Annotated in this window: 16 protein-coding genes; 2 read left to right on the top strand and 14 right to left on the bottom strand. The window is 36.7% G+C overall.

What is annotated here, in order from left to right; all coding sequences use genetic code 11:
* Window positions 1-24 precede the first annotated feature (24 nt).
* The 3 genes from V0410_RS18375 to V0410_RS18385 are packed head-to-tail and all read right to left on the bottom strand — an operon-like array spanning window position 25 to window position 4,187.
* Entirely contained in the window at window positions 25-1,281 is a 1,257-nt protein-coding gene (locus V0410_RS18375; RefSeq protein WP_330745167.1) for a DUF2851 family protein, read from the bottom strand.
* Between the two features lie 27 nt (window positions 1,282-1,308).
* Complete coding sequence (gene bshA, locus V0410_RS18380; RefSeq protein WP_079240311.1) at window positions 1,309-2,457, bottom strand: N-acetyl-alpha-D-glucosaminyl L-malate synthase BshA; 1,149 nt, start codon at window positions 2,455-2,457, stop codon at window positions 1,309-1,311.
* 26 nt (window positions 2,458-2,483) lie between these two features.
* The gene (locus V0410_RS18385) at window positions 2,484-4,187 is read right to left on the bottom strand and encodes a glycoside hydrolase family 3 protein (RefSeq protein WP_330745168.1); all 1,704 of its coding nucleotides are present in this window, start codon (window positions 4,185-4,187) and stop codon (window positions 2,484-2,486) included.
* A 115-nt stretch (window positions 4,188-4,302) separates the two neighbouring features.
* On the opposite strand from V0410_RS18385, the gene V0410_RS18390 reads away from it, so the two are divergent.
* Window positions 4,303-4,851: a hypothetical protein gene (locus tag V0410_RS18390; protein WP_330745169.1), complete on the top strand. Its 549-nt coding sequence runs from the start codon at window positions 4,303-4,305 to the stop codon at window positions 4,849-4,851.
* A gap of 183 nt (window positions 4,852-5,034) precedes the next feature.
* Here the strand turns inward: V0410_RS18390 and ribA are convergent, their stop codons facing one another.
* The 8 genes from ribA to V0410_RS18430 all read right to left on the bottom strand — a co-directional run bounded on the left by ribA (window position 5,035) and on the right by V0410_RS18430 (window position 12,120).
* A complete protein-coding gene (gene ribA, locus V0410_RS18395; protein WP_052198528.1) occupies window positions 5,035-5,631 on the bottom strand; it encodes a GTP cyclohydrolase II in 597 nt (198 codons plus the stop codon).
* An 18-nt stretch (window positions 5,632-5,649) separates the two neighbouring features.
* Window positions 5,650-6,108, bottom strand: coding sequence for a hypothetical protein (locus tag V0410_RS18400; protein ID WP_062672271.1), 459 nt, complete (start codon window positions 6,106-6,108; stop codon window positions 5,650-5,652).
* A complete protein-coding gene (locus V0410_RS18405) occupies window positions 6,105-6,719 on the bottom strand; it encodes a DUF4254 domain-containing protein (RefSeq protein WP_034695722.1) in 615 nt (204 codons plus the stop codon). Before V0410_RS18405 ends, V0410_RS18400 begins: the two co-directional genes overlap by 4 nt.
* Window positions 6,720-6,734: 15 nt before the next feature.
* Window positions 6,735-6,947 carry a twin-arginine translocase TatA/TatE family subunit gene (locus tag V0410_RS18410; protein WP_076596910.1) on the bottom strand — a complete coding sequence of 71 codons (213 nt, stop codon included), beginning with the start codon at window positions 6,945-6,947 and terminating at the stop codon, window positions 6,735-6,737.
* A gap of 31 nt (window positions 6,948-6,978) precedes the next feature.
* Window positions 6,979-8,541 carry a peptidoglycan DD-metalloendopeptidase family protein gene (locus tag V0410_RS18415; RefSeq protein ID WP_110010642.1) on the bottom strand — a complete coding sequence of 521 codons (1,563 nt, stop codon included), beginning with the start codon at window positions 8,539-8,541 and terminating at the stop codon, window positions 6,979-6,981.
* On the bottom strand, window positions 8,538-9,389 hold the full coding sequence (locus V0410_RS18420) for a DUF4292 domain-containing protein (RefSeq protein WP_330745170.1): 852 nt from the start codon (window positions 9,387-9,389) through the stop codon (window positions 8,538-8,540). Before V0410_RS18420 ends, V0410_RS18415 begins: the two co-directional genes overlap by 4 nt.
* 106 nt (window positions 9,390-9,495) lie before the next feature.
* Window positions 9,496-10,512 carry a sugar phosphate nucleotidyltransferase gene (locus V0410_RS18425; RefSeq protein ID WP_110010644.1) on the bottom strand — a complete coding sequence of 339 codons (1,017 nt, stop codon included), beginning with the start codon at window positions 10,510-10,512 and terminating at the stop codon, window positions 9,496-9,498.
* Window positions 10,513-10,665: 153 nt separating this feature from the next.
* Complete coding sequence (locus tag V0410_RS18430; protein ID WP_330745171.1) at window positions 10,666-12,120, bottom strand: lipopolysaccharide biosynthesis protein; 1,455 nt, start codon at window positions 12,118-12,120, stop codon at window positions 10,666-10,668.
* Between the two features lie 101 nt (window positions 12,121-12,221).
* Between V0410_RS18430 and V0410_RS18435 the strand changes: the two genes are divergently transcribed.
* Window positions 12,222-13,559, top strand: a complete 1,338-nt coding sequence (locus tag V0410_RS18435; RefSeq protein ID WP_330745172.1) for a dihydroorotase — start codon at window positions 12,222-12,224, stop codon at window positions 13,557-13,559.
* Window positions 13,560-13,692: 133 nt separating this feature from the next.
* Here V0410_RS18435 and V0410_RS18440 read toward each other — a convergent pair whose 3' ends face one another.
* The 3 genes from V0410_RS18440 to V0410_RS18450 form a co-directional block, all read right to left on the bottom strand.
* A complete protein-coding gene (locus V0410_RS18440; protein ID WP_330745173.1) occupies window positions 13,693-15,990 on the bottom strand; it encodes a GH92 family glycosyl hydrolase in 2,298 nt (765 codons plus the stop codon).
* A 76-nt stretch (window positions 15,991-16,066) separates the two neighbouring features.
* Window positions 16,067-16,750 (bottom strand): response regulator transcription factor, encoded by a 684-nt coding sequence (locus tag V0410_RS18445; protein ID WP_330745174.1) that lies wholly within the window; start codon window positions 16,748-16,750, stop codon window positions 16,067-16,069.
* A gap of 12 nt (window positions 16,751-16,762) precedes the next feature.
* A complete protein-coding gene (locus V0410_RS18450) occupies window positions 16,763-18,016 on the bottom strand; it encodes a sensor histidine kinase (protein WP_330745175.1) in 1,254 nt (417 codons plus the stop codon).
* Window positions 18,017-18,083 lie beyond the last annotated feature (67 nt).

The raw sequence follows: 18,083 nt of genomic DNA on the forward strand, positions 1-18,083 counted from the left end.
ATCGACAAAACTGCCCGGATAAGGTTATTCTTTTAAGAGTTTATAGCCTATAGTACAGGCTAAGCAATTTTTCGGCTCGCAATAGGTTTTATAATGATAGATAAGACTTTGACTTTCCAGCGCATTGCTAACCTTTAATCCGTGTTTTTTCCAGCTCGTAATGATGGTGTTTTTCTCTCCGGAAATTGTCTTGTATAGTGCAATAATTTCATCTGCAATATCTTCCTTATGATATCTGTGATAAGTATATTGTAAAGGAAGTATGGTATTTAGAATGAGAAGATCAACAAAATCTTGGCTCAGTGTTTTAGGCTGTACTTTGGAAATACTCCCGAAATTAAAATGAAAATCCCAATATTCAGAAGCTTTTACAGAGCTGAAAATAGTGTACAGCTGTTCTGCGCTTCTTGCTTCCATGATTTTTGAAAATAAATTCTGCTGCCTGTACAGGTCAGCCAATTGTGACAACCGGATTGTTGGAAAATTCGGTGGTCTTAGTCTTAAAAACTTAGGATGAAATTGTAAATCAGAAATGGAAAATTTTGCCTTGATAAAATCGAATTCTCTTTTCCATATTGTCATCTGCCCGTCCTGGGGTTTCTCAAGCCATCCTGAAATTCCAAATAATAACGCTTCAAGCTGAAGGGGATTCTGACGTATTTTATTGATAATACTGTAATCAATACTTTCTGCAATCTGCCGGAAAATAGAAGCATTTACTTTTAACCCGAATGAGTAGGCAAAACTGTGAAATAAAACGGCTTCAAAATTATTTTTATATTGATGTAAACTCTGTTCAAGTTCTGAAGATTTCTCATCCAGTTTTTTCAGTATACTTTCTTCATAAAAATTGACCGGGATTTTTTTCGGATCAAAAATCTTTTCGCAGGCAATAAATTCATCGCCATTCATAAGTTTTTCATATTTCCAAAGAATATTTTTATCGATATAACTTTGAAGTTCCAAGGTTGGAACCTGCTTTCCGATAAGTTCATGAATGTCTATGTCGTGCTGGAATACAACATGAAGAATAATATTGCGGTAATTGGGATCCTGGGAATGATTGTGGAAAATCCAGTCTGAAGAGCGTACATGCAGTTCTATATTTCCTGCGAGAAGTAAGCCGTTGATTTTGATTTTAGCGTCAAGAAAATCAGGGCCTGCATTTTTGTTCCATTTTCCGAAATGGATGATCTCAACGGATTTTCCTTCAATATCCTTGAAGTCAAAATGTTTGAAAACCTTATAGTTCCAAAGATATTGAAGTAGTTTTTCCGTCATAAGTGTGACGTAAATATAATAGAAATATTATACTTTCGTCAGCTCCTTATTAAAATTTTCTATGGTTGTTCTATACATTTTCTCATAGATAGGAAGAATGTTTTTCAAATCGAATTTTATTGCCTGATCTTTCGCATTTTGCTTCATTTTGGCTAAAAGTTCATCGTTACTCAACAGCTTGATGGTGTAGTTGCTCATCGCTTCCACATTTCCGATTTCAGCAAGATATCCGGTTTCTCCCTGAATGTTCACCTCAGGAATTCCTCCTGCATTGGAACTGATCACCGGAGTATACGCTGCCATGGCTTCCAACGCTGCAAGACCGAAACTTTCCTGCTCGGAAGGCAGAAGAAATACATCCGAAAGCTGTAAAATTTTATAGAGATCATTCACCTTTCCTAAAAGGCGGATTTTGGAAATAAGCTCAGGATTTTCTTCCAGGAACTGATTTACTTTTTCCATATCAGGACCTTCACCAATGATGATCAGCTTGGATTTCACTTTTCTTTCCACATTCTTAAAGATCTGCAGCACTTCGTCTACCCGTTTTACAGGACGAAGGTTAGACACGTGAATCAGAATTTTTTCATCCGGATTGGCAAACTGTGTTCTCTGGCACTCAGAGCAGTCATCAAATTCAGAATTATCAATAAAATTGGTAATCACCTGAATTTCTTTTTTGATATTGAAAAACTGAAGGGTATCTTTTTTCAGACTTTCAGAAACCGAAGTAATCGCATCAGACTGATTGATCGAAAATTCTACCGCATGTTTATAACTCGGGTGCTGGCCTACAAGGGTAATATCTGTACCGTGTAATGTAGTGACCAACGGAATATCATTATTGTCTTCCTTGAGCATTTGTTTTGCCGTAAATGCCGCATATGCGTAAGGAATGGCATAATGTGCATGAAGAAGATCCAGTTTATAAAGATTGACAACCCTGTAGATCATCGAACTTAGTGCAATATCATAAGGCTGATACTGGAAAAGCGGATAGGTCTGAACATTGACCCTGTGAAAGAAAATATTCGGGTTGGTGATATCTAATCTTGCAGGAAGTGCAGAACTGATGAAGTGTACTTCATAGCCTTTGTTGGCAAGTGACATTCCTAATTCTGTTGCTACAATTCCGCTTCCTCCATAGGTAGGGTAGCAAAGTATGCCTATTTTCATTAGATTATTGTTGTTTTAATTTTGTATTATTTGGTTTTTGTTGAGGTTGTCATAGGAAGATCTATACCCATTCCCGGTTTCAATTGATCATTAACCAGTACCGGAAGTTTTCCCCATATTTTTGTTTTTCCATTGAAAGCATCCGCAGTTGCATTCATAGAATCATCATTGTTTTCATATGAAACAAGAACGGTTGAAACTTTTGAAATATCAATATCCTTTAAGGCATAAGCACTCCCGAATACATTCAGAATGACATTTTGATTTTTGGTAAGATCAGAAAGTACTTTTTTAGATTCTGCTGAAATTTTATAAGGTTTGTAAGCCGTAGAATTATCTTTATGGAAACCTACAATAACTGTGGATCCCGCCGGAATAGTTTTAATTTCTCCTGCTTTTTTAATGATAATATTATTTCCCAATCTGTTGGCGAAAGTCTGGTAAGGAGCTTCTTCAAGAGGAACATAATAAATCTGTTTTCCTGTAAGAGGAAGCAATTTCTTTTCGTCTTTTAATAAAGTCAGGGCATTGGAATAAAGATTCTGTACCAATTGGGTGTGAGAATCATTATTTAGATCCTTATTGATATTTTCAGGATTTTTAGGAGTGTATTGGGTAAGACCAAGAAAATATTTTGTCAACAAGATCTTTTTCACACTTTCTTCCACTCTGGATTGTGGAATTTCTCCTTTATCAAGAGCTTTCTGGATCAGTTTTTTGCCTTCAGAAACACCTTGAGAGAAAAGCATAATGTCATTTCCTGCTTTAAAGGCCATAGCATCCAGTTCGCCCGGCTGGTATTTATTCGCCACAGCGCCCATATTTAATGCATCTGTAATGATTAAACCTTTATAGCCTAGTTTATCTTTCAGTACTCCTGTAATAATGTTTTTAGAAACAGAGGCCGGAATTCCTTTTTCTGATTCTAAGCTTGGAACATATAAATGAGCAACCATTACACCGCCAATTCCTTTATTCATCAGTGCTTTGAAAGGAGCAAGTTCCACAGCGTCAAGTCTGTCAATACCATGAGGAACTACCGGAAGATCAAGGTGAGAGTCTGTACTGGTATCTCCGTGTCCCGGGAAGTGTTTAATAGCCGCTAAAATATTATTATCCTGAAGACCGTTGGAGTAGGATAGGGCAGAGGTGATGACATTATTCACTTCAGAGCCAAAACTTCTGTTGCCGATAATCGGATTATCAGGATTGGTGTTGACATCTACTACAGGCGCGAAATCCCAATTGATTCCCATTCTTTTGCAATCTTCTGCAATTTTTGCAGCCATCTGGTACACAAGATTTTTATCCTGGATAGCGCCTAATGTCATGGCCCATGGAAATTTGTGGGCAGTAGCAATTCGCTGATAGAGTCCCCATTCTGCATCCATCCCGATCATCAAAGGAACTTTAGATTTTTGCTGAAATTCATTCACCAGGTTAATTTCCCTTGCTGCGTCATCCTGCATTAAAATCAAACCGCCTATTTTATCATTTGTAACAATATTTCTTACCTGGCTGATATAATCTTCCCCCCTGTTGGTATACAATGCCACAATAAAAAGCTGTCCCAGTTTTTCATCCTGAGAAAGATTTTTATAAGTGATATCAACCCATTCCTGAGCTTTTTTCAGATCTTCCTTAGAAGCATTTTTTGGCTGATACTGGGCTTTCACCTTAGGGCTTATCAACGCAGCAATAAAGAGTGAAGTATATAATAATTTCTTCATGACTTTTTGAATAAGAACAAAAATACAATTAAAAAAGTGAGGAAAACAAAGTTTTTGAAATTTTTGGTATATGATTTGAATACGCAATATAAATAATAACTAAACTTTAATAAAAATGAAAAAAATACTTCTCTTCTTATTCCTGGGGGCTGTAGGTTTTACCGCTTATAGCTGTGATAACGATGATACTGTAGTACAAGGAACAGATTATGATACCATAAACCAATCATTTGATATATCTCCTACTTTTACAAGAGTTAATGACAATCTTTACAGATGGAGTGATGACTTTAACAAGCCATTAATACAATCCGATATGGTGCTTATTTATATGCAGATTGGTACTGACGGAGATTCTCCTGTATGGAAACTTCTTCCTTATACTTATTACGTAGGTAATGGAAATAACGATGCTGTAGATTATATTTATGAATTCAGTAAGTATGCTGCTACCATTAATATTAACTCTACCAATACATTCAGCTTAACAGCTAACCCATCATACTATCAGAATAAAAAATTCAGAGTTCTTATTCTTCCTGCAAATGGAACAGGAACTGGTGGTGCAAAAATGGCGAAAGGTGCTGGCGTAGATTACAACGATTATAAAAGTGTAATCAAATATTACAATATTGACGAGTCTAAAATTGTAACTAAATACTAAGAAATATCTTTTCAGTTTTTTATAATTAAAAAAGTCCCGGGAGAAATTCTCTCGGGGCTTTTGATTTATAATAGAAAATGATACAAAGTGTCTACTTGGTATCTGTTTATACAAAGCCTGTATTTTGAGCAGTATATTAAAAATTAAAAGCCTCAGAGTATTTATTCTGAGGCTTTATTTTTATTAGTTATCATTGTCATCAAGAAGATGTCCAAAGAAGTCTTTTTTTGTCTGCAGATAACCTTTGCTTATTTCATTGGCAGGAATCTGTAATGGGACTCTTGAATTAAGGTGAATATTGCTGTCTACCACATATTTTACCTTTTCAGGATTATTGGTCAGAAGATTGATATCTTTTACCTCCAATAGATTAAGAATTTCAATGGCTACGCCAAAGTTTCTGTCATCTGCAGGAAGTCCCAGTTCAAGATTGGCCTGTACGGTATCCAATCCTTTTTCCTGTAGTGAGTAAGCCTTAAGCTTGTTGATGATCCCGATGTTTCTTCCTTCCTGACGAAGGTAGATGATAATCCCACCGTTTTCATGGATATATTTCATTGCAGCATCCAATTGTTGGCCGCATTCACATTTTTTTGAATGGAAAACTTCTCCGGTAATACATTCTGAATGGAAACGAACATTGACCGGTTTTGAAAAATCTGTATTTTCAGCAACGATGGCCATATGCGGCATCCAGTCGTTTTCGTTTTCGGAGAAAGCGATCATTCGGAAAGTGCCGTGCTCTGTGGGAACATTGGCTTCCGCCTGAATTTTAATCATTGATAGTTCAATTAGTTTTTAACTTCCTGGCAAAGTATCTTCAATAACAGAAATATTGGTTTTTAAACGCACCAGATATCTGTTAAGAACTTCATCGTCGTCTCTGTCAAGATTCTGCCTTAGCTTTTGAATTTTTTTGTATGATTTTTCGAAGCTTTTAAGGGCTCTGCTTTTTCCGGCAGAATTGCTGGCATCAATAGCATATAAATAATTCTGCAGGCTGTATTTCAAACTGGTAATCTCATCATTTAATCCGTTGTTTTTAAACTTGGGAAAAGTGGAGATCATATTTGAAATTTCAGAAGCATTGACATTCTGTTTGATATTGATATTAAAATTCTTCTTAGAGCTTCTGTCTGAATCAGACCCTTTAGCATCACTGTAAAAATTATTTGACAACGGAGAAAGATTAAGCTTCTCCGATGCGCAGGAAGATGTTAATATGATAAGTACTCCAAAGAAAAATAGTCGTTTCATTTTTGTTGCCCTTTTTGATAAAGGATTGGGTTAAGACTTTCATCATTGTACATTTTCATTTGTTTGTACACTTTCATCTTAACGTTACCGTTCTCAATATCAGTAAGCAACTGATCTATAGAAGTTGATAGGTCTTCTTTCTGAGTAAGCAGAACATCCAGCTTAGCCTGGCAGTTGTTTCTGTGTTCTTCAGAAGCAGATTCTCTGTTGGCTTCTAACGACATATGATAAACCTTTAATGCAAGAATTGATAGCCTGTCTACTGCCCAAGCGGGAGTTTCTGTATTTATTTTTGCTTCAGGTTTAGGAGTTATATTTTCAAACTTATTAAGAAACCAGCCATCAATATACTCTACCAAATCAGTTCTTTTTTGATTGGAAGCGTCTATTGTTCTCTTCAGTTGAAGAGCTTCAGCCGGATCAATATTTTCATCTCTAATTATATCTTCCAAATGCCATTGAACGGTATCAATCCAGTTCTTTGCATACAAAATCCGTTCCAAACTATCTTTTTCGAACGGGTTATTAATTAGAGTGTTAACGTCATCAGACACGTGATAGTCTTCAATAGCTTGATTGAAGACTTTCCATGCAGTCTCAGTAAATTTCATTAATTCTAAGGAATTTTAGTTGCTGGAAGAATTGTTATTATTGGAAGCCGATTTGTTTTCAGAACCTGGTTTGTCTTCTTCTTTTACTGCATCTTTAAATTCCTTGATTCCTGAACCAACTCCTCTCATTAATTCAGGGATTTTCTTTCCTCCGAAAAGTAATACCAAAAGTATTGCTACGATAAGGATGTGCTGCCAAGATAAGGCAAGTATTGTTAGTGTATTCATCTCTTAAAATTTTTGCAAAGTTACACTTTTTTTAATATGAAATCCAACCTAATGGATCAACTGGTGTACTTCCGTTCCATACTTGGAAATCAAGCGTATAAGCACCATCAAAATCCTGAGCTATCGTACCTACCGGAGTTCCTGATGAAACCTGCTGTCCTTTGGAAACACTTACATTTCCTAAGTTGGAATAAATGGTAAAATAACTTCCGTGTTTGATAATAACGGTCTTGGTTCCGTCATTGTTGGCCAGTACCGAAGATACTGATCCCGGGAACACCGATTTTGCACGTGCGCCTGAAGGGACGGAAATTTTGATCCCGTTATTTTCTTCAGTAATATTTTTGAAAACCGGGTGTGGCTGTCTTCCGAAACGGTGAGTGATTTGTCCGGCTCTGTCTGCAGGATAGCCTAATCTACCTCTGTTATCTGCAAAACTGCTTCCTGTAGCGGTGGAAACTCCGTAGCTTGTCATGGCTTTGCTCTCTGCTGCCTTTTTCTCTTCTTCTTTTCTTTTCGTAAGCGCTGCTTCTGCTGCTCTTGCGGCAGCTAATTTATCTGCAGCTTCTTTAGCTCTTGCATTGGCCTCGTCTGAAGCTTTTTTAGCGGCTACTCTTCTGGCTTCATCTCTTGCATTAGCTTCGGCTCTCGCGGCATCTTCATTACGCTTCCTTTCTTCTTCAGCTCTTTTTGCAGCAAGTTCTGCAGCTCTCTTGGCTTCTGCTTCTGCAAGTCTTCTTTCTCTTTCAAGGGCTTCAGCTCTTGCCTTAGCTTCCGCTTCGATTCTTGCTTTTTCTCTTTCAGCAGCAAGTTTTGCCAAACGTATTTTTTCTGCTTCTGCCTTTCTTCTGGCTTCTTCTTCTGCTTTTGCAATTCTGATCTCTTCTGCAATAATAGCTCTGATCTGTCCTTCCAGTGCTTTAGACTGAACTTGTTTTTGCTTAAGTTCAGCAGTCAGCTTGGATTCGTTTTTCTTGAATTCAGCTACCAACTGTTCTTTTTGAGCTCTTTCAGCATTAATGGTTGCCAGGTCTTTCTGCTGGTTAATCAAAAGGGATTCTTTCGCTTTTACAGAATTTTGCTTTTGGGCAATGGTCTTTTTGATGAGATTGGCAGCATTTGTGATTTCAGCTGCTTTTTTATCCTGGTAGTCTGAGTATTGTTTCAGATACTGAACTCTTCGAATGGCTTCTCCTAAATTTTTAGCAGAAAGAATAAAAGTTACTTTGTTCTGTACTCCTTTGTTTTTATAAGCATTCACCAAAACTTCAGCATAGTTTTTTCTCAAAACTGCCAGTTCTTTATTCTGACGGTTGATTTCCAGCTGACGTAAGTAGATATCATCCTCAATGAATCTTTTTTCTTTCTGCGTATTATTGTAAACCTTTTCTCTTAATACCAATTTTTGGTTGACATTGGAAAGGTAGGCTACGGAAAGTTTAGATTCACTTCTGGTTTTGGCTAAATCGGTATTTATTTGTGCAATTTGTTTTTTAAGTTCGGCATTCTGCTTCTGCAGTTGTTCTTTGGTCTGCTGTCCCTGATGCAGTCCGAACATCAAAACACCTATTAAAAAGCTAAATTTTCTAATCATTTAATCTCAATTTTCTTATAACTGGATGGTACAGAATAAGGTGTTTCCATCCTCGAAAAGTCAAATTTCGTGTTTTCCAGTAAAATCTGACTAGATTTTGAGCCTTTTATAATTATTTTAACATTTTTTGGAAGGCGTATTCCTCCGTATTCATTCCAGTCACTATAAGAAACATCTAGTTCGTCTGATGACAGAATATCTTTTAAATTCACGGCTAACAAATCGTAATTGGTGTCGTATTGGAGAGCCACCTTATACTCTCTGTTTTTTTCGTCCGTAACGATTTTCTGGTTCGTATTGGAAACCATTTTAAAACCCTGGGCATTTTGAGTAAGGTCAAACTGTCTGTCGTTGATCTTTACAAAAGTTCTCCCCAGTAAGATCTTTTCCAACGATTTATAATCAATGAAATTAACGTTCAGCAGATTATTAAGATAGTCAAAATCGGAATCTATATAGGTTTTATTGATTTTATCCTGGCCCTTTATTCCTTCCGGTGTAGCGATACCTCTTGCTGCATTGATGAACAAAGCTCTCAGATTCATCCACACCTTTTTATCATTTTCAATATAGATGGTTGCGTCCAGTGTAGGAACATAGCTTCCTGTTTCTACTCTTACTTTGCTGTCTATTTTGATTTGTTCAAATTTGGGTGGGATCAATACATGTTCATAAAAAGTGAGTTTGTCTCTCACCGGTTCATTAACATCTTTTGGATTTCCATTATCTATATTTTTTGCACCATTAATGCTATCCCGTGTATGATCACTATCACTTTGGGCAGTATTACGGGTCTTACAGGATGATAAGGCAAGAAGCAATAAAAGAAATGGGATCCAGTTTTTCATGTATTTATCTTTTAATTAAAAAATACGTTGCAATATTAACGCCAAACCACACAAAACATTTTGTGTGGCCTGATGATATGATGTTTAAGTTAAATATTTCCTATCCTTATTTAGATAAAAAATCTAATACGGAATAATCACCTAAAGATATTTCTCTGGCAACCCCAAAATACTGTGCGGAATTACCGATCATAGAATTGGAAAGGTTCCCGTGATTAATTCTTGTGTTTTCCTGAATCAGGGAGTTTTCAATATTAGAATTTACAACAGTTGTGTTGTTTCCTAAAGAAACGCCAGGTCCTACTTTTGAATTGGAAATTTTTACATTTTCTCCAATAAAGCAAGGCTGAATGATCAAAGAATTTTCAATCACAGCGGAAGCAGGATAGTGAGTCATTGCTTCTCTTTCATATTCAAGGATTTTGCTGTTGGTTTCTACAGTAGCATTTTTGTTACCGCAATCCATCCAGTCGTTTACTTTTCCAAGGGTAAACTTGGCACCTTTAGCTCTGAGGTTTTCAAGAGCAGTTGTTAATTGGTATTCACCGCCGTTTTTAATATCATTATCCATGATATAATTAATTTCTTCCATCAACTTTTCAGCACTGTTGAAATAATAGATACCAATGATAGCAAGATCTGAAACGTAAGTCGTTGGTTTTTCAACAAAGTCGGTAATAAAACCGTAATTATCCAGTTTTACAACTCCGAACGCTGATGGGTCTTCAACACTTTTCACCCAGATTACACCGTCAGAATTTTTGTCCAACTGGAAATCTGCACGGAAAAGAGTATCTGCAAAGGCAATAACGATATCTCCCTGCATAGATTGTTCCGCACATTTGATGGCGTGAGCAGTTCCAAGAGGATCGTTCTGATAATATATACTTCCTTTTGCTCCCAGCTTTTCAGCAATCTGAATAAGGGATCTTTCGATCTCAGGACCAAAATCTCCGATGATAAAAGCTACCTCTTCAATGTTTTCTCCTGCAACTTTAGCAATATCTTCCACTAATCTCTGTACGATAGGTTTTCCTGCAATAGGAATAAGAGGTTTTGGAACTGTCAGTGTATGTGGACGTAATCTGGAACCACGTCCAGCCATAGGGACAATAATTTTCATAAATTATATGTATAAAAGATGTTTTATTAGTTGTTTTTGATATTTAGGTTAAAGATAATAATTAAAACCTTTAAGGGATTATGATTTATATCTTTTTAAATAATTGTTTAAATTAACAACAGGTTTGTTTACAAGCAAAATAAAGACCAAAGTTTAAGATCTTTTTATGATTTTGGATACTATTGCTTTTTCTTTGAATACTATCAAAGCCAGGAATAAAAGGAGGAATAAATTACCTACCAGATAATTAGTTCTGAAATAATAGAAAGAAACCAATGAACAAACAATGGTGAATCCCAGATAAATCAATATTTTACCTATATTATAATGAATAGGATACTGCCTTTGTCCCCATACATAGGAAATGATCATCATAGACATAAAGGTAATCAGTGCTGCTATGGCACTTGCCCAATATCCATATTGAGGAATGAACAAGAAGTTGATAAGAATGGTGATACATGCTCCTATAACAGAAATATATAAGCCAACCCGTGTCTGGTCTGATAGCTTATACCATATAGAAAGATTAAGGTAGATTCCCAGAAACAAAGCTCCAAGCATGATAAATGGAATGATTTCAATTCCCTCATAGTAAAGAGGGTTTCTTAAATATTTTTCAGAAATCCATTGAAGATTTACCATAAGTCCCATATAAATGATGCAGCTACATACTACAAAAATATCCATCAATACGGCATAGGTCTTGTGAGAATCCTTGTTCTTGAAACTTGAAAAAAAGTAAGGTTCAATACCCAATTGATAGGCCTGTCTGAACACAGTAATAAAGGTAGCAATCTTGTAAACTGCTCCATATACTCCAATCTGATGACGGGCTTCTTCTTCAGGAAGGAGGTATTTTAAGAATTGTCGGTCTAATGTCTGATTTACAATACCAGCCAGTCCTGCAATCATTACCGGCCAGGAATAGTTCATGATTCTTTTCCACAGTCCGAAATCGAATTTGGATATACTGAAGCTGAAGAATTCTTTTCCTACAATCAAAAGAGTGATAATACTTTGGATGAGATTGGCAACGAAAACATATCCGACTCCGAAGTCAGGATTATATTTTAGCCCAAGTACTCCCTCAGGATGTTTAGGAAGCCATCTGATGAAGAATAAAACCAGTAAAAAGTAAACCAGGGAGCCGGCTACCTTGGAAAGCATATATTTGAAGGGTTTTCCTTGTAACCTCAATATAGCAGATGGGATGGTTGAAAATGCATCCAATGAGAGAATAAATAAGAATATGATTAGAAAATTGACCTGATCAGGAGTTTCAAAGGCTTCAGCAAGCTGAAATCTGAATACATATCCCAGAATAAGGTAAATTAACCCCATACTGATGATACTCATTGAGCAGGTTGAAATCAATGTTTTTTTGTCAATGCTATCCTCTTGTGCAAATCGGAAGAAAGAAGTTTCCATGCCATGTGTAAGCAATACCGTAATTACACCTGCAATGGAATACCAGTCTACAAACGGTGACGAAGCAGCTGGTCCGAAAGCCTTTGTAACGATGGGTGCAATGATAAATGGAAAAATACGGACTAATACGGAGCTAAGTCCATATACCGCTGTCTGTCCTAATAGTTTCTTATACAAAGTCGAATTTTTTTTGCAAATGTAAAACTTTAAGCATTCGTTTTGCGATTTTGGGGTGAATTAAAACTTAAAATCTTAATTTTACAGCGAAATAAATTGAAATGAAAGTTCTTATAAAAAATGTAAATATCGTCAACGAAGGAAAAGTCTTTGAAAGCGATATCCTGATAGAAAATGATTTAATCTCTAAAATAGCTGGAGGCATTTCTGAAGATGCAGATCAGATCATTGATGGTTCAGGTAAATATCTTCTTCCCGGAGTAATAGATGATCAGGTGCATTTCCGTGAGCCGGGACTTACTCATAAAGGTGATATTGAAAGCGAATCAAGAGCAGCCATTGCCGGAGGGATCACCAGTTTTATTGATCAGCCGAATACTGTTCCAAACGCTGTTACCCAGGAGCTATTGGCAGACAAGTATGAGATTGCTTCCCAAAAAGCATATGCCAACTATGGTTTTATGATGGGAGGAACGAATGATAATCTGGAGGAAGTTTTGAAAACGAACCCTAGAAATGTTCCGGGAATCAAGTTATTTTTAGGATCATCCACAGGAAATATGCTGGTTGATAATCCTGAAACGCTGGAAAACATTTTCAGTAATACCAGAATGCTGATTGCTGTGCACTGTGAAGATGAAGCTACCATCAGAGCCAATACTCAGAAATATATGGATGAATATGGAGATGATATTCCTGTAAAATTCCACCACCTGATCAGAAGTGAAGAAGCATGTTATAAATCTTCATCCAAGGCGATAGAGCTTGCGAAAAAAACAGGGGCGAGACTTCACGTTTTCCACCTTTCAACAGCAAAGGAAATGGAACTTTTCCGAAATGATATTCCTCTAAAAGACAAAAAAATCACTGCTGAGGTATGTGTTCATCATCTTACATTTACCAATGAGGATTACGAAACAAGAGGTGGTCTTATCAAATGGAACCCTGCTGTAAAAACTCAAAAAGATAAAGATGCTCTTTGGGAAGCTTTGCTGGATGACAGAATTGATGTGATTGCTACAGACCACGCTCCGCATACGGCAGAAGAGAAGAATAATGTATACACAAAATGTCCTTCAGGGGCACCTTTGGTGCAGCATTCATTGATTGTAATGCTTGAAAACTATAAAAACGGTAAAATATCCCTTGAGAAAATCGTTGAAAAGATGGCTCATAATCCTGCGATTCTTTTTAAAGTTGAAAAAAGAGGTTTTGTAAAGGAAGGGTATAAAGCGGATCTTGTTTTGGTAGATTTAAACCAGGATTGGACGGTTTCCAAAGACAATTTACTGTATAAATGTGGCTGGAGCCCACTGGAAGGGATGAATTTCCACTCTAAAGTTACCCATACTTTTGTCAATGGTCACTTGGTGTATGATAATGGTACAATTGCAGAAGAGAAATTTGGAGAGAGATTACTTTTTGAACCTAGAGATTAATCAGAGATTATTATAATTCAATAGGAGCGGGCTTTAGCCCGCTCACTTTATATTTAACCTTCCATTGGCTTTAGAGCCAAAACTTATTTAATTAAAAGACTGTGAATATTCAAATCCCTGCTCATTCGCCTTTTTACTTTTTCGCCTTATTTCCCATATAAAATGTCAGTTTTCCTCCATTCATAATTTCAGAATGCTTTAATGTAAAGTTTTTAATTTCTTTTCCATTCAAAAGAACCTTCTGAACATATACATTTTTAGGACTTTGGTTGATCGCTTCAATTTCAAAAAATTTTCCGTTTTCCAGATTCAGTACAGCGTGATCAATCGCAGGGCTGCCGATAGCATAATCTTCAGAACCGGGAGCTACAGGATAGAAACCTAATGAGTTCAGAATATACCATGCACTCATTTGCCCGGCATCATCATTTCCGCCCAATCCGTCCGGTGTTGCTTTATACTGCATTTCCAGAATACGGCGGATCTGTGCCTGTGCTTTCCACGGCTGTCCTGCCCAGTTATAAAAATACGCAACATGGTGAGCCGGTTCATTTCCGTGAACATATCCACCAATAATTCCTTCACGGGTAATATCTTCAGTGTCTGCAAAGAATTCATCAGGTAAATGCATGGTGAACAGCTCATCCAGTTTGGATGCGAATTTTTTCTTCCCACCCATCATCGTGATCAGTTCATCCGGATTTTGTGGAACAAAGAAACTGTAGTTCCATGAATTCCCTTCAATAAAGCCCTGCCCATGGGTACTTAATACATCAAAATCCTTTTTAAAGCTTCCATCTGCCAGACGTGGGCGCATAAAACCGATAGTTTTGTCAAAGTTATTTTTCCAGTTCTCAGAACGTTTGATAAACTGATTGTAGATTTCTGTTTTGTTTAAATATTTTGCCAGTTGAGCAATCGCCCAGTCATCATAGGCATATTCCAAGGTATTGGAAACTGAAGTTCCGTTTTTCTCGGCCGGAATATATCCAAGATCAATATATTGTCCTATGCCTTCGTAATCTCTTTTATTTGCTGTTTCTATACATGCTTTCAAAGCTTCCTCAGGATCACCCGTATAATTTCCTTTAATAATAGCATCAGCTACAACGCTTACACTATGGTAGCCGCTCATACACCAGTTGTCGTTTGCATAATGCGACCAGATCGGCAGCATTTTCATTGAGAATTGATTGTAATGAGCCATCATAGATTTTACCATGTCACCATTTCGTTTAGGCTGGATGATATTAAAAAATGGATGGAGTGTACGGTAAGTATCCCACAAAGAGAAGGTTGTGTAATTGGTAAAACCATGCGCTTTGTGAACATTTTGATCCAACCCTTTATATTCTCCATTAACGTCCATATAAGTAGTAGGATTAATGAAGGTATGATACATTGCTGTATAGAAGTTAGTCTTTTCCGTATCAGAACCTTTGATGACAATTTTATTTAATTCCTTGTTCCAGCTGTCCTGGGCTATAGCTTTAACCTGATCAAAAGTCATATTCCCCGTTTCTTTTTCCAGATTTTCCAGAGCATTGGTCTGGCTTACCGGAGAAATGGCCAATTTTACTTCAATCGCTTCATTTTCATTGGTATCAAAATCAAAATACATTTTCAGGTTCTTTCCTGCAATCTCCGGAAAGTTTTTATTTTGGTCGAATTTTCTCCAGAATCCTTTGTAAACCTGCTTTTCATCATAGTTTTGCTGACCGTAAGATTTAAAAGGTTTTGAAAACTTCATGGCGAAATAAACCGTTCTGGTTCTTGCCCAGCCGTTGGTCTGCCGATAACCTGTGATGGTATTTCCGTTTTCTACACGAACGTATGTCCATACATTTTTCCCGTCATAATTGTAAATACCGGCCATCAGATCCAGAATAATGTGAGCTTGATCAGATTTTGGGAAAGTATAACGGTGAATTCCGACTCTGGGAGTTGCTGTCAGCTCTGCCAGAATATTGTGGTCATCCAGTTTTACTTTATAATATCCGGCTTCTGCAGTTTCGTTCTGGTGTGAAAATCTGCTTCTGTATCCGCTTTCAGGATTAGCTGCTGTTCCGGGATTCAACTGAAGTTTTCCAACAGTAGGCATTACCAGAAAATCTCCCAGATCAGAATGTCCTGTACCGCTGAAATGGGTAGAGCTGAATCCCACTATGGTTTTATCTTCATAACGGTAGCCGGCGCAGTATTTATACATCTCACCGTTGTATTTTCCGTTAAGTTCATAGGAAATGGTGTCTGTTTCAGGGCTTAGCTGTACGGCACCAAAAGGAACGGTGGCTCCCGGATAAGTATGTCCCATCTTTTCAGTTCCGATCAGAGGATTGACATATTGTATTAATTTTTCAAATTTTTGGGCATGAAAGTTTGCACTTAAAAATGCTAGAGAAAGAAAAACAATAGACTTGCGATTTTTCATTAATGACAATTTTTCAAAGTTTAAAATTAATTAAAATCATCATTTTCTGTTGTGTTTTAAATTAGTTAAGGGCTATTTACTCTTTTTCTGAAAAACGGAAACCTATTCCGTGGAGATTTTCTATTACTATGTTCTGTTCTTCAGCCAGTACCTTCCTCAGCCGGGAAATGAAAACATCGAGGCTCCGTCCCATAAAATAATCATCATCACCCCAGATGGCCCTCAGGATTTCCTGCCTTTTGACCACCAGATTTTTATGGCGGATAAAATATAAAAGGAGGTCAGATTCTCTTTGGGTAAGGGTAATATTGTTTTCCGCACCTTTCAGGGTGTAATTTTTTGGATCAAAATCATATTTGCCCACTTTATATTGCAGAGGGGAAGTATCAGATTTCTTAGTGCGTTTCAGGAAAACTTCAATTTTCAGCATCAGTTCTTCAATACTAAATGGTTTTACCAGATAATCATCAGCTCCAATTTTAAGTCCTTTGATTCTGTCCTCTTTTAAAGCTTTTGCAGAGATGAAAATAATAGGAATTTCAGAATTTTTACTGCGGATATTTTGTGCTACCTCAAATCCACTCATGCCGGGCATCATAATATCCAGCAGGCAGATATCAAAATCCTGGCTGTTAAATGCTTCCAACGCAGATTCTCCATCAGAATAACAGCTGATATCATAATAACTTTCCAAACTGTCTTCCACGAGAAAAGCTATTGTTTTGTCATCTTCGGCATATAAAATTTTAGATTTCTCCATACTTACACATGATTAATTTGAAAACGGAAAGAAGAGCGTTGTACTAATTCCTTTGTCTTCATTATTCTCCACAGAAATTTTCCAATGATGCTGCTGAACTACTTTTTTTACATAGAATAATCCCAGCCCGAAACCATTTACTTCTTCACTTCTTTTGGTATGTACCCGATAAAACTTTTCAAAAATATGAGGAATATTTTTAGCAGGAATTCCCATTCCGTTGTCTTTAAACTTTAAATATAAGCCTTTTGAATCTTTATAAGCTGAAATTTTAATCACAGGCTTTGTTTCACAATACTTGATAGAATTATCCAGCAGGTTGTAAATGATATTCGTAAAGTGAAATTCATCTGCCATTACCGAAGTACTGTTTTCAATATCGATCTCAATGCTGAGATCCTTGTTTTTATGCTGTACATTGTCTGCAATTTCCTGAATAAAAGGGAGTAGCAGGATCTTTTGAGGCTTTAATGACAGTCCTGCCGCATCATTTTTAGCAATATTCAATATTTTCTCAATGTGGCTATTGAGCTTGTGGCTTTGATTGATGATAATAGAGGTATAGGTCTGCAGTTTAGAATTTTCCTGTACCATTTCCTGTTTATTAAGTGCTTCTGATGCTAACAGGATGGAGGATAAAGGAGTCTTAAACTCATGAGTCATATTATTGATAAAATCACGCTGCAGCTCCGAGAACTTCTTCTGCTGAATGATCGTATAAATAGAATATACATACACCAAAAGGATGATGATAAGAGCAAATGTAAGGAGATACCAGAATCGTAATGAACTGATCAGGTAAGTGGTCTTATCAGGAAATCGTATGGAAAAATAATAGATCAGATTTTTATGCTTTGGAAAATTGATCACCTTATTGCTGGGGCTTTCCTGATGCGAGGTCATGTATTTTCCATAGATCATTTTATCGCTGTGGCAGTTGTATAATGCATACACATAATCTGTATTGATCTGAAAGCGGGTAAATTCTGTCTTCAGATAATATTCAAGCACAACAGGGTGAAATTCATTGTTGATATTCACCACATAATAATCATTGGCAATATTCTGTACCGGATTTTCGGTATAGGATGTCTTTCCTCCGGAGAGTTTTTCTGCGACTTCCATTAAGGCAATATTGACTTTCTGGTTAAATTTTTTGTCTTCAAGATTATAAGCCTGTATCGTCCACATCAATTGTGCTATTAAAATTCCGATAATAGCGACGAATCCAAGCGTGATAATAATATTGAGTCTTTTTATTTTCATTTCCTGAAACAATATTATCCAAAAATATCTATTTATCTTTTACTATTAACAACTCATTAACAAATGT

The organism is Chryseobacterium sp. CP-77 (genome assembly GCF_036362765.1).
Lineage (GTDB): Bacteria > Bacteroidota > Bacteroidia > Flavobacteriales > Weeksellaceae > Chryseobacterium > Chryseobacterium cupriresistens.